Here is a 13,665-nt window from a genome sequence, read left to right on the forward strand (position 1 = left end):
TTAGACTAATTTCCACTTTGGTCAGATAAGTGGAAGTTACTTTGAGAAGTTTCCTTCTTGTCAATTTCAGAAAATAGATAGGAAAAAGACTTTTCAATTTTGGTAAAAAGTAGTATAATGTTTCTATTATAGAAATTTTTAGAAAATTCCGAAAGAGGTTTGTTATGGGATACACAGTTGCTGTTGTCGGCGCTACAGGTGCCGTAGGTGCTCAAATGATCAAAATGTTGGAAGAATCAACTCTTCCGATCGATAAGATTCGTTACCTTGCGTCTGCACGTTCTGCAGGAAAGGTCTTGCAATTCAAAGGTCAAGATGTGACCATTGAAGAAACAACAGAAGACGCTTTTGAAGGGGTTGATATTGCTCTTTTCTCAGCTGGTGGATCAACTTCTGCAAAATACGCACCTTATGCTGTTAAGGCAGGTGCAGTCGTCGTAGATAACACATCTTATTTCCGTCAAAATCCAGATGTACCATTGGTTGTTCCTGAAGTGAATGCCCACGCCCTTGATGCTCACAACGGAATCATCTCTTGTCCTAACTGTTCAACAATTCAAATGATGGTGGCTCTTGAGCCCGTTCGTCAAAAATGGGGCTTGGACCGTATTATCGTTTCAACTTACCAAGCTGTTTCAGGTGCTGGTATGGGAGCAATTCTTGAAACCCAACGTGAGTTGCGTGAAGTACTGAATGATGGTGTGAATCCACGTGATTTGCATGCGGAAATCCTGCCTTCAGGTGGCGATAAGAAACACTATCCAATTGCCTTCAATGCTCTTCCGCAAATTGACGTCTTCACTGACAATGACTACACTTACGAAGAGATGAAGATGACGAATGAAACCAAGAAAATCATGGAAGACGATAGCATTGCCGTATCAGCAACATGTGTACGTATTCCAGTTTTGTCAGCTCACTCTGAGTCAGTCTATATTGAAACAAAAGAAGTAGCACCAATCGAAGAAGTGAAAGCAGCTATTGCTGCCTTCCCAGGTGCAGTTCTTGAAGATGATGTTGCTCACCAAATCTATCCTCAAGCGGTTAATGCTGTTGGTTCACGTGATACTTTCGTTGGACGTATCCGTAAAGATTTGGATGCAGAAAAAGGTATTCATATGTGGGTGGTTTCTGATAACCTTCTTAAAGGTGCCGCTTGGAACTCAGTACAAATTGCAGAAACACTTCACGAACGTGGATTGGTTCGTACAACAGCTGAATTAAAATTTGAATTGAAATAATGTGTAGGAGTTCATTTGAACTCCTTCTTTAAAATAGAAAGGTGTTTCGTATGTCTTATCAAGATTTAAAAGATTGTAAAATTATCACGGCCTTTATTACTCCTTTTCATGAAGATGGGTCAATTAATTTCGATGCCATTCCAAAGTTGATTGAACATTTATTAGCACATCATACAGACGGAATTCTTCTAGCAGGAACAACTGCTGAGAGTCCGACTCTAACTCACGATGAGGAGTTGCAGTTGTTTGCAGCTGTTCAAAAGGTTGTCAATGGCCGTGTTCCTTTAATTGCCGGTGTTGGTACCAATGACACACGTGACTCTATCGAGTTCGTCAAAGAAGTAGCAGAGTTTGGTGGTTTTGCGGCTGGTCTTGCGATTGTTCCTTACTATAATAAACCATCCCAAGAAGGTATGTATCAACACTTTAAAGCTATTGCAGATGCTTCTGATTTGCCAATTATTATTTATAACATTCCAGGACGTGTAGTTGTCGAAATGACTCCTGATACTTTACTTCGTTTGGCGGAACATCCAAATATTATTGGTGTCAAAGAATGTACCAGTCTTGCCAATATGGCTTACTTGATTGAGCATAAACCAGAAGAATTCTTGGTGTACACTGGTGAGGATGGTGATGCTTTTCATGCTATGAACCTTGGTGCAGACGGAGTTATATCTGTTGCTTCCCACACAAATGGAGATGAGATGAATGAGATGTTTACTGCAATCGAAGAAAGTGATATGAAGAAAGCGGCAGCTATTCAACGTAAATTTATTCCTAAAGTCAACGCTCTCTTCTCTTACCCAAGTCCGGCACCTGTTAAGGCGGTACTCAACTATATGGGATTTGAAGCTGGGCCAACTCGTCTACCTTTGGTTCCTACGCCTGAAGAGGATGCTAAACGCATTATCAAGGTTGTTATTGATGGGGATTACGAAGCAACTAAGGCGACTGTCACTGGAGTTCTTCGTCCTGATTACTAAGATAACTAATATAAAAAAACTTTCTAAACAAGTAAAATTGTTGGGAAGTTTTTTTCTTTTTCTACGAATAAATAGACAGAGAGAAAAACAAGGAGTCTATCATGAAAATTAAGATTGATAATTTTGAGATTTATAAGTTGAAACAAGCAGGTTTAAGTAATCAACAGGTTTTAAAGGTACTTCAATATGGAGAAATCTATGATCAAGAATTAACCCTAGAAACGATAGCAGAAGCATCTGAGTGTAGAAATCCAGTGGTTTTTATGGAACGTTACCATAAACTCACCTTTGAAAGTATGGAGCGACTACGAAGTGATTTTGAAAAATTTCCCTCTTTTTCCATACTAGACGATGTCTATCCCTTTGCTCTCAGTGAAATCTATGATGCTCCAGTGTTGTTATTCTATAAGGGCGATTTAAATCTCTTAAAGTTGCCTAAGATTGCGGTTGTAGGCAGTCGCTCTTGTAGTCAAACAGGGACAAAATCAGTTCGTAAGGTTATTGAAGAATTAGAGAATGAGCTGGTGATTGTGAGTGGGCTGGCTAGAGGGATTGATACTGCAGCTCATATGTCTATTCTTCAAGGTGGTGGAAAAACCATTGCAGTCATTGGGACTGGCTTGGATGTCTATTATCCACGATCCAATAAACGACTGCAGGACTACATCGGTGAATATCATTTGCTACTGAGTGAATATGGACCGGGTGAAGAACCTTTGAAATATCACTTTCCAGCAAGAAATCGAATTATTGCTGGCCTATGTATGGGTGTCATCGTTGCTGAGGCAAAGATGAGATCTGGTAGTTTGATTACTTGTGAGCGAGCTATGGAAGAAGGAAGAGATGTTTTTGCTATTCCAGGGAGCATTTTAGATGGTCGTTCAGATGGTTGTCATCACTTGGTTCAAGAAGGTGCAAAACTTGTTTCAAGTGGTCAGGATGTGCTAGCAGAATTTGAATTTTAAGAACTAGCAAGGTTTTATCGGTTAAACTTTTCTTCTATATATAGGAGTTAAGTCTTGACAGGTTTTTAAAAATGGTTTACACTTTATAAAGTTTATTACTTTGAAAAGGTGTGATACTGTGGCTACGGCAACAAAGAAGAAAAAATCAACAGTTAAAAAAAATCTAGTAATCGTGGAGTCGCCTGCAAAGGCTAAAACGATTGAAAAATACCTGGGTAGAAATTATAAGGTTTTAGCCAGTGTTGGTCATATTCGTGATTTGAAAAAATCCAGTATGTCAGTCGATGTAGAAAATAATTATGAACCCCAATATATCAATATTCGTGGGAAAGGTCCTCTGATCAATGACTTGAAAAAAGAAGCTAAAAAAGCCAATAAAGTCTTTCTCGCAAGTGACCCGGACCGCGAAGGAGAAGCAATTTCTTGGCATTTAGCTCATATTCTCAATCTAGATGAAAATGATGCTAACCGTGTTGTTTTCAACGAGATTACCAAGGATGCGGTAAAAAATGCTTTTAAAGAACCTCGTAAGATTAACATGGATTTGGTGGATGCCCAACAAGCTCGTCGTGTTTTGGACCGTTTGGTAGGTTATTCCATTTCACCAATTCTTTGGAAGAAGGTCAAAAAGGGCTTGTCAGCTGGCCGTGTTCAGTCTGTTGCTCTCAAGTTAATCATTGACCGTGAAAATGAGATTAATGCATTTCAACCAGAAGAATATTGGACTATTGATGGAGTCTTCAAAAAGGGGACTAAGCAATTCCAAGCATCCTTCTATGGAATGAATGGCAAGAAGATGAAATTGACAAGCAATGAAGAGGTCAAAGAAATCTTGTCTCATCTATCCAGCAAAGACTTTACAGTTGATCAGGTAGATAAAAAAGAACGCAAGCGTAACGCTCCACTCCCTTATACTACCTCAACTATGCAGATGGATGCAGCTAATAAAATCAATTTCCGTACTCGAAAGACCATGATGGTTGCCCAGCAACTCTATGAAGGGATTAATATTGGTACGGGCGTCCAAGGTTTGATTACCTATATGCGTACAGACTCGACTCGTATCAGTCCAGTTGCTCAAAATGAAGCTGCAAACTACATTAATGAACGTTTTGGCAGTAAATATTCTAAACATGGCAGCAAGGTAAAGAATGCGACTGGTGCACAGGATGCCCATGAGGCTATCCGCCCATCAAGTGTCTTTAACACGCCAGAAAAAATTGCTAAGTATTTGGATAAAGACCAACTTAAGCTTTATACCCTTATCTGGAATCGCTTTGTAGCGAGTCAGATGACGGGTGCTATCTTTGATACCATGGCTGTGAAGCTCTCTCAAAATGGAGTTCAGTTTGCAGCGAATGGTAGTCAGGTCAAATTTGACGGTTACTTGGCCATTTACAATGATTCAGATAAGAATAAGATGTTGCCGGATATGGTAGTTGGTGATGTCGTCAAGCAGGTCAATAGTAAGCCTGAGCAACACTTCACTCAACCGCCAGCACGTTATTCGGAAGCGACACTGATTAAAACTTTGGAAGAAAACGGAGTCGGTCGCCCATCAACTTATGCACCTACAATTGAAACCATTCAAAAGCGCTATTATGTGCGTTTGGCAGCCAAGCGTTTTGAACCGACAGAATTGGGAGAAATTGTTAACAAGCTCATCGTTGAATATTTCCCTGATATCGTCAATGTAACCTTTACAGCTGAAATGGAAGGTAAACTGGATGATGTCGAAGTTGGAAAAGAGCAGTGGCAACGAGTCATTGATGAATTTTATAAACCCTTCTCTAAAGAGGTTGCCAAAGCCGAAGAGGAAATGGAAAAAATCCAAATCAAGGATGAGCCAGCAGGATTTGATTGTGAAGAGTGTGGCAGTCCGATGGTCATTAAACTTGGTCGTTTTGGTAAGTTTTATGCTTGTAGCAATTTCCCAGATTGCCGTCATACACAGGCTATCGTGAAAGAGATTGGTGTTGAGTGTCCAAGCTGTCATCAAGGTCAAATTATTGAACGAAAAACCAAGCGTAATCGTATCTTCTATGGTTGCAATCGCTATCCAGAATGTGAATTTACTTCTTGGGACAAGCCTGTTGGCCGAGATTGTCCAAAATGTGGAAACTTCCTCATGGAGAAAAAAGTCCGTGGTGGCGGTAAGCAGATCGTTTGTAGCAATGGTGATTACGAAGAAGAAAAAATCAAATAAAAAAATGAGTTCTGAAAGTAAATTTCAGGCTCTTTTTAGTAAAGGCTTGACAAAATTCATCATTGTATGCGAAACTAGAAGAAGATTATTTTATACTCAATGAAAATCAAAGAGCAAACTAGCTAGCTAGCCGCAGGTTGCTCAAAACACGGCTTTGAGGTTGTAGATAGAACTGACGAAGTCAGTAACATATATACGGTAAGGCGACGCTGACGTGGTTTGAAGAGATTTTCGAAGAGTATTAACTAGGAGAAGTTATGCGTATTGTTTATCTGACTATTGGATTTTTGTCATTAGCTTTGGCTATTGTTGGAGTTGTCTTGCCCTTGTTGCCCACGACTCCTTTTCTTTTGTTGTCTATTGCTTGTTTTTCGAGAAGTTCCAAGCGTTTTGAAGATTGGCTCTATCATACCAAACTTTATCAGACTTACGTGGCGGACTTTCGTGAGACCAAGTCTATTGCGCGTGAACGTAAGAAAAAAATTATTGTATCGATTTATATCTTGATGGGAATTTCCATTTATTTTGCGCCTCTTTTACCAGTCAAAATTGGTTTGGGATGTTTAACCATCTTTATTACCTACTATCTTTTTAAGGTGATTCCTGATAAAGAATAGCTTTAATAAGTAACGATTTTCCTTGATAAAAACAAAAACATATTCGAAATAATATGATATAATAAATTTAAACTAATCTTCAAGGAGAATCAAATGATTTACGAATTTTGTGCTGAAAATGTAACCTTGCTTGAAAAAGCTATGCAGGCAGGAGCTCGTCGCATCGAGCTTTGTGACAATCTAGCAGTTGGTGGAACAACTCCAAGCTACGGAGTGACTAAGGCAGCTGTGGAACTGGCTACCGACTACGATACGACCATTATGACTATGATTCGACCACGTGGTGGTGACTTTGTTTACAATGACCTCGAGATTGCTATTATGCTCGAGGATATTCGACTAACTGCTCAGGCAGGTAGCCAAGGTGTCGTCTTTGGTGCCTTAACAGCTGATCAGAAGTTGGACAAGGCCAATCTTGAAAAATTAATTGCTGCATCTAAAGGTATGGAAATTGTTTTCCATATGGCATTTGATGAATTGAGTGAACAGGAGCAGTTAGAAGCTATTGATTGGCTCAGCCAAGCTGGAGTGACACGCATTCTGACTCGTGCTGGTGTATCTGGCGACTCGTTAGAGAAACGCTTTGCTCATTATCATAGAATTCTAGAACACGCTGCAGGAAAAATTGAAATTTTACCTGGTGGAGGGATTGACATGGACAACCGTCAAACCTTTATTGACCAACTGGGTGTGACACAATTACATGGAACTAAGGTCGTCTTTTAAAAAATAGAAAGGAACTGCTAGCTTTTGGTAGCAGTTTTCGCTTATGCTTGAAATTTTTAAAGCTTATCAGTTTAATAGTAAAAAGGCTAAAGAGTATGGATTTGTAGAAAATCAAGGCGTATGGAACCATAGTTCGACTATCTTGCACGGAGATTTTCTCATGATGGTTACAGTTGAGGATGGAGACTTAAGTTTTCAAGTTTATGACCAAGAAACTGGCGATCTTTATCCTCAAGTTCATATGGAAAGTATGAGAGGTACGTTTGTTGGAACTGTTCGAGAGGCTTGTTTAGAAGTTCTTTATGACATTCGAAAGGCCTGTTTTGAGGTGAAGGAATTTATCTATCCTCAGACCAAGAGAATCATGTCACTTGTTCAAGAAAAGTATGAAAATCAATTAGAATACTTATGGGAGAAATCTCCTGATACTGCGATTCTACGCCATGAGAATAATCAGAAGTGGTATGTTGTTTTGATGAGAATCTCTTGGGATAAGCTTGAAAAGGGCAGAGAAGGAACAGTGGAAGCAGTCAATCTCAAACAGGATCAAGTATCTGATTTGTTGGTAAAAAAAGGAATTTATCCAGCCTTTCATATGAACAAGCACTACTGGATAAGTGTGCCACTTGATGATAGTTTATCAGATGAAGAGCTTCTTGAATTAATCGAAAAAAGTTGGAATTTGACTTTGAAAAAATAACTAGATTTACTTGATTTTTCAAATACTTTCAATTAGCAAAATATTCTTTACTGAAGAAATTTTCAGAAAATATTGGATTTTTTCTTGACATGTGTTTTTTCCTATGCTAAAATACTAAACAAGATATCAAACGAAGGAGAAAGTCAAATATGAAAACAGCTAAGTTTAATCAATTTGCTTTGTTGTTGAGATACTCGGGCTAGTGCAAAAGCATTAGTCCTGTTTGGCTTACCAAGCGGGAGTAAATCAACATCTCGCTTGGAACTCCGAGCGAGATGTTTTTTTAAAACCGAATTTAGAAAAGGGGAAATCTTATGAGAACAGTTGAATTTCTAGATACTAGCCTTCGAGATGGTGAGCAGACACCAGGTGTTAATTTTTCGATCAAGGAAAAGATTGCCATTGCAAGACAACTGGAAAAATGGGGAATTTCTGCAATTGAAGCTGGTTTTCCAGCAGCTAGTCCAGACTCATTTACTGCAGTTCAGGAAATCGCAAAAGTCTTGAAGAAAACAGCAGTGACTGGTTTAGCTCGCTCTGTTAAATCAGATATTGACGCTTGTTATGAAGCACTTAAGGATGCTAAGTATCCACAAATCCATGTTTTTATCGCTACTAGTCCTATTCATCGTGAATTTAAGTTGAATAAAAGCAAAGAGGAAATATTGGAAGCTATTAAAGATCATGTTTCCTATGCACGGAGTAAATTTGAAGTGGTAGAATTCTCTCCTGAAGATGCGACTAGAACTGAGCTGGATTTCCTCTTACAAGTCGTTCAAACAGCGGTAGACGCAGGTGCAACCTATATCAATATTCCTGACACGGTTGGTTTTACCACACCAGAGGAATATGGGAATATCTTTAAGTATCTGATTGACAATGTTAAAACCGACCGTCAGATTATCTATTCGCCTCACTGTCACGATGACCTTGGAATGGCAGTTGCCAATAGCCTTGCTGCTGTTAATAATGGTGCGGGGCGTGTTGAAGGAACCATTAACGGTATTGGAGAACGAGCTGGGAATGCTGCTTTAGAAGAAATAGCGGTAGCCCTCAATATTCGCCAAGATTACTATCAAGCAGAAACTAGTATTGTTTTAAATGAAACCATCAATACGTCAGAAATGGTTTCTCGCTTCTCAGGAATTCCAGTTCCTAAAAACAAGGCTGTGGTCGGTGGCAATGCCTTTTCTCACGAATCTGGTATTCACCAAGATGGAGTCCTTAAAAATCCTCTCACTTATGAGATTATCACCCCTGAATTGGTCGGTGTTAAGAGTAATAGTCTTCCACTTGGAAAATTGTCAGGTCGCCATGCCTTTGTCGAGAAACTAAGAGAATTGGCCCTAGACTTTACAGAAGAGGACATCATACCACTCTTCGCTAAGTTCAAGGCGCTGGCTGATAAAAAGCAAGAAATCACAGATGCAGATATTCGTGCTCTGGTAGCTGGAACCATGGTTGAAAACCCTGAAGGATTCCACTTTGATGATTTACAACTTCAAACTCATGCAGATAATGACATTGAAGCACTCGTTAGCCTAGCTAATATGGATGGTGAAAAAGTTGAATTTAATGCAACAGGTCAGGGTTCTGTTGAAGCTATTTTCAACGCTATTGATAAATTCTTTAATCAATCTGTTCGCTTGGTATCCTATACGATTGATGCGGTAACTGATGGGATTGATGCCCAGGCACGTGTATTGGTAACTGTTGAAAACAGAGATACAGAGACTATCTTTAACGCAGCTGGACTTGATTTCGATGTGTTGAAGGCTTCGGCTATTGCCTACATTAATGCCAATACCTTTGTTCAAAAAGAGAATGCTGGTGAGATGGGAACAACTGTTTCCTATCGCGACATGCCTAGCGTGTAAAGGAGAATGCTATGACGAAGAAAATAGTGGCTCTAGCAGGGGATGGTATCGGCCCAGAAATCATGGAAGCTGGTTTAGAAGTTCTGGAGGCTCTAGCTGAAAAAACAGGTTTTGACTATGAGATTGACAGACGACCTTTTGGAGGGGCGGGTATTGATGCTGCAGGACATCCCTTGCCTGATGAAACCCTCAAGGCTACTAGAGAAGCGGATGCTATTCTGCTCGCTGCAATCGGTAGTCCTCAGTATGATGATGCTCCAGTTCGACCTGAACAAGGGCTTCTGGCCCTTCGAAAGGAACTAAATCTCTATGCCAATATTCGTCCAGTTAAAATTTTTGAGAGTCTCAAGCACTTATCACCTCTGAAGCCAGAACGAATAACTGGTGTTGACTTTGTAGTAGTACGTGAGTTGACAGGAGGAATTTACTTTGGTGATCATATCCTTGAAGAAAAAAAAGCGCGTGATATCAACGATTATAGCTATGAGGAAGTAGAACGAATTATTCGCAAGGCTTTTGAAATTGCAAGAAGTCGGAGAAAAATCCTTACCAGTATTGATAAGCAAAATGTTTTGGCAACCTCAAAACTCTGGCGGAAAGTAGCTGAGAAGGTATCACAGGATTTCCCAGATGTGACCTTGGAACACCAGTTAGTGGACTCAGCTGCCATGCTCATGATTACCAATCCTGCCAAGTTTGATGTTATTGTAACGGAGAATCTTTTTGGAGATATTCTTTCTGATGAATCAAGCGTTCTATCTGGTACACTCGGGGTTATGCCATCAGCCAGTCATTCTGAAAATGGCCCAAGTCTTTATGAACCCATTCACGGTTCAGCGCCTGATATTGCAGGTCAAGGAATTGCCAATCCTATCTCCATGATATTATCTGTTGCTATGATGTTGAGAGACAGCTTTGGACGTTATGAGGATGCGCAGCGTATCGAACGTGCTGTAGAAGAAACTTTAGCTGCTGGCATTTTAACAAGAGATATAGGAGGACAGGCTTCGACTAGAGAAATGACAGAAGCCATTATCGCAAGACTATGAAATTAAACGAAGGAATTACTTTTGCCCTCCTGATTTGGAATCTCATCATTTTCTTGATATATGGCATTGACAAATTCAAGGCAAGAAGAGGTGCTTGGCGAATACCTGAAAAATATTTACTATCATTTGCATTTTTTTGTGGTGGTTTTGGTGCCTGGTTGGCAGGACTCACTTTTCATCACAAGACTAGAAAATGGTACTTTAAAACAGTTTGGTTCCTAGGAATAGTAACTACACTAGTAGCTTTGTATTTTGTATGGAGGTAATGAATGGCAGGAAAATCAATTTTTGATAAATTATGGGACCTCCATGTGATCACAGGAGAAGAGGGACAACCACAACTCATGTATGTGGATCAACACTATATCCACGAAGTGACCAGTCCTCAGGCATTTCAAGGATTACGAGACGCAGGACGCAGATTGAGACGACCAGACTTGACATTTGGTACCTTTGACCACAATGTACCGACAGTTAATATCTACGATATTCGAGATGTAATTTCCAAGGCTCAAATTGATAAGTTGGCGGAGAATGTTGAGGAATTCGGGATTGAACATGCGGCCCATGGTTCTGAAAAACAGGGCATCGTTCATATGGTTGGTCCCGAAACAGGACGAACACAACCAGGAAAATTCATCGTCTGTGGTGATAGCCATACAGCAACCCATGGAGCTTTTGGAGCGATTGCCTTTGGAATTGGGACCAGTGAGGTCGAGCACGTATTTGCTACTCAAACCATTTGGCAGGTTAAGCCAAAGAAAATGTTGGTGGAATTCACAGGAGTTCCTCAAAAAGGAGTCTATTCCAAGGATTTCATTCTAGCCTTGATTGCCAAATACGGTGTTGCTTGTGGTGTTGGCTACGTAGTAGAATATCGTGGCCAAGCGGTTGATGCACTTAGTATGGAAGAGCGAATGACCATCTGCAATATGTCTATCGAGTTTGGCTCTAAGATGGGAATCATGAATCCAGATCAGAAGACCTATGATTATCTCAAGGGACGCGAGTGTGTTCCCAAAGATTTTGACGCAGCAGTTGCTGACTGGAAAAGGCTGGTCAGTGATGACGATGCCGTCTATGACAAGGTTATCCGAATGGATGTCTCTGAATTGGCTCCTATGGTGACTTGGGGAACCAATCCAGCTATGGGTGTTGACTTTGATTCTAGCTTCCCAGAAATAAAGGATATGAATGATGAACGTGCTTATCATTACATGGATTTACAACCAGGTCAGAAACCAGCAGATATCCAACTAGGCTATGTCTTTATCGGTTCTTGTACCAATGCTAGACTAAGTGATTTACAGCTGGCAGCTCGATTTGTTGAAGGGAAGAAGATTGCCTCTAACTTAACAGCTATTGTGGTACCTGGTTCTCGACCAGTCAAGCGAGCTGCTGAGAAGTTGGGCTTGGATAAGGTTTTCTTAGATGCTGGCTTTGAGTGGAGAGACCCAGGTTGCTCCATGTGCCTAGGAATGAATCCTGACAAGGTACCAGATGGTGTTCACTGCGCCTCAACTAGCAATCGTAACTTTGAAGATCGTCAGGGATTTGGAGCGAAGACTCATCTTTGTAGTCCAGCAATGGCAGCTGCGGCAGCTATCGCAGGACGTTTCGTAGACGTTCGGCAAATGCCAGAGGCCCAGTAAGGAGAGAATATGGAAAAATTTACAGTTTATACAGGAACAACGGTTCCTCTTATGAATGATAATATTGATACCGACCAAATCCTACCCAAGCAGTTTCTCAAGTTAATTGATAAGAAAGGATTTGGTAAGTACCTCATGTATGCTTGGCGTTATCTGGATGATCGGTATACTGAGGACCCAGACTTTGTCTTTAACCGACCTGAATATCGCAAAGCTAGTATTCTCATCACAGGAGATAATTTTGGGGCTGGTTCTTCGAGGGAACACGCAGCTTGGGCATTAGCAGACTACGGCTTTAAGGTCGTGATTGCCGGATCTTTTGGAGATATTCATTACAATAATGAACTCAATAATGGCATGTTACCCATTGTTCAACCTAGGGAAGTTAGAGAAAAACTCGCCCAGCTCCAACCAACTGACCAAGTGACGGTTGACTTGGAACAACAAATAATCATCTCACCAGTTGGAGAATTCTCCTTTGAAATTGATAGCGAGTGGAAACACAAGCTCTTAAATGGTTTGGATGATATCGGTATTACCTTGCAGTACGAAGATTTGATTGCTGCTTACGAAAAACAACGCCCAGCTTATTGGCAGGATTAGAGTAAATATAGAAAAGGAAACAGAACTATGACAAAACACATTCAATGGGACGGAACACTTTCACAAGAAGGCTATGACATTTTAAAAGGTGAGGGCGGATGTATTGTTTGCCCTACAAAAGTTGGTTACATCATCATGACTAGCGATAAGGCAGGTCTTGAACGTAAGTTTGAAGCCAAAGAACGTAGTCGTAACAAACCAGGCGTAGTCCTCTGTGGAAGCATGGATGAGCTTCGCGCTTTAGCTCAACTCAACCCTGAAATCGAAGCCTTCTATCAAAAACATTGGGATGAAGATATTCTTCTTGGTTGTATTCTTCCTTGGAAACCAGAAGCCTTTGAGAAATTGAAAGTATACGGTGATGGCCGTGAAGAACTCATGACTGACGTTCGTGGAACGAGCTGCTTTGTTATCAAATTTGGGAAAGCTGGTGAACAGTTAGCTGCCAAACTTTGGGAAGAAGGGAAAATGGTCTACGCTTCATCTGCAAACCCATCTGGAAAAGGAAATCGTGGTAAGGTTGAAGGTATCGGTCAACGTATCGAAGGAGCAGTGGACCTTGTTATAGAAGCTGACGACTATGTTGCTTCAATCCAGCCAGACAAAACAGTTGAAACACGCTACGAACAGGGCGTGATGGTGTCTATGGTTGATAAAGACGGCAAACTTATTCCAGAACAAGGTGGAGCACGTTCAACTTCACCAGCGCCAGTTGTGATCCGTAAAGGACTGGATATTGATAAAATCATGATGCATCTATCAGATACCTTTAACTCATGGGATTATCGTCAAGGTGAGTATTATTAGGATGTAGAAGAAGTGAGGTTTATACTCTTCGAAAATCTCTTCAAACTACGTCAGCGTCGCCTTACCGTAGATATATGTAACTGACTTCGTCAGTCTTATCTACAACCTCAAAGCAGTGCTTTGAGCAGCCTGCGGCTAGCTTCCTAGTTTGCTCTTTGATTTTAAATGAGTATTAAATTGTGGCTCTATAATATTTGTAGTGGGTAAATCCCCTATGGATCTTATGGAGCCTATTT

13 protein-coding genes are annotated in these 13,665 nt (G+C 40.5%); all 13 read left to right on the top strand.

The features are described 5' to 3' along the window. Positions 1–164 precede the first annotated feature (164 nt). The gene (locus RQ973_RS08855; RefSeq protein WP_311523719.1) at positions 165–1,241 is read left to right on the top strand and encodes an aspartate-semialdehyde dehydrogenase; all 1,077 of its coding nucleotides are present in this window, start codon (positions 165–167) and stop codon (positions 1,239–1,241) included. Positions 1,242–1,291: 50 nt separating this feature from the next. Further along, entirely contained in the window at positions 1,292–2,227 is a 936-nt protein-coding gene (gene dapA, locus RQ973_RS08860) for a 4-hydroxy-tetrahydrodipicolinate synthase (protein WP_311523720.1), read from the top strand. Positions 2,228–2,334: 107 nt separating this feature from the next. Continuing rightward, positions 2,335–3,192, top strand: coding sequence for a DNA-processing protein DprA (gene dprA, locus RQ973_RS08865; RefSeq protein WP_152904343.1), 858 nt, complete (start codon positions 2,335–2,337; stop codon positions 3,190–3,192). A gap of 118 nt (positions 3,193–3,310) precedes the next feature. After that, complete coding sequence (gene topA, locus RQ973_RS08870; protein WP_311523721.1) at positions 3,311–5,398, top strand: type I DNA topoisomerase; 2,088 nt, start codon at positions 3,311–3,313, stop codon at positions 5,396–5,398. 257 nt (positions 5,399–5,655) lie between these two features. Beyond that, positions 5,656–6,015, top strand: a complete 360-nt coding sequence (locus RQ973_RS08875) for a YbaN family protein (protein WP_049509223.1) — start codon at positions 5,656–5,658, stop codon at positions 6,013–6,015. 93 nt (positions 6,016–6,108) lie between these two features. Next, positions 6,109–6,741 (top strand): copper homeostasis protein CutC, encoded by a 633-nt coding sequence (locus RQ973_RS08880; protein ID WP_049509222.1) that lies wholly within the window; start codon positions 6,109–6,111, stop codon positions 6,739–6,741. A gap of 43 nt (positions 6,742–6,784) precedes the next feature. After that, complete coding sequence (locus RQ973_RS08885; protein WP_049509221.1) at positions 6,785–7,441, top strand: MmcQ/YjbR family DNA-binding protein; 657 nt, start codon at positions 6,785–6,787, stop codon at positions 7,439–7,441. Positions 7,442–7,755: 314 nt separating this feature from the next. Beyond that, entirely contained in the window at positions 7,756–9,318 is a 1,563-nt protein-coding gene (locus RQ973_RS08890; protein ID WP_311523722.1) for a 2-isopropylmalate synthase, read from the top strand. Positions 9,319–9,329: 11 nt separating this feature from the next. Next, the gene (gene leuB, locus RQ973_RS08895; RefSeq protein WP_311523723.1) at positions 9,330–10,367 is read left to right on the top strand and encodes a 3-isopropylmalate dehydrogenase; all 1,038 of its coding nucleotides are present in this window, start codon (positions 9,330–9,332) and stop codon (positions 10,365–10,367) included. Further along, positions 10,364–10,633: a DUF1294 domain-containing protein gene (locus tag RQ973_RS08900; RefSeq protein WP_049509218.1), complete on the top strand. Its 270-nt coding sequence runs from the start codon at positions 10,364–10,366 to the stop codon at positions 10,631–10,633. Before leuB ends, RQ973_RS08900 begins: the two co-directional genes overlap by 4 nt. A gap of 3 nt (positions 10,634–10,636) precedes the next feature. Next, positions 10,637–12,019 (top strand): 3-isopropylmalate dehydratase large subunit, encoded by a 1,383-nt coding sequence (leuC, locus tag RQ973_RS08905; RefSeq protein WP_311523724.1) that lies wholly within the window; start codon positions 10,637–10,639, stop codon positions 12,017–12,019. Positions 12,020–12,028: 9 nt separating this feature from the next. Next, positions 12,029–12,622 (top strand): 3-isopropylmalate dehydratase small subunit, encoded by a 594-nt coding sequence (leuD, locus tag RQ973_RS08910; RefSeq protein ID WP_153225734.1) that lies wholly within the window; start codon positions 12,029–12,031, stop codon positions 12,620–12,622. A 27-nt stretch (positions 12,623–12,649) separates the two neighbouring features. Next, positions 12,650–13,429: an L-threonylcarbamoyladenylate synthase gene (locus tag RQ973_RS08915; RefSeq protein WP_153225735.1), complete on the top strand. Its 780-nt coding sequence runs from the start codon at positions 12,650–12,652 to the stop codon at positions 13,427–13,429. The last annotated feature ends 236 nt before the right edge of the window (positions 13,430–13,665 follow it).

Source organism: uncultured Streptococcus sp. (genome assembly GCF_963511325.1).
GTDB lineage: Bacteria > Bacillota > Bacilli > Lactobacillales > Streptococcaceae > Streptococcus.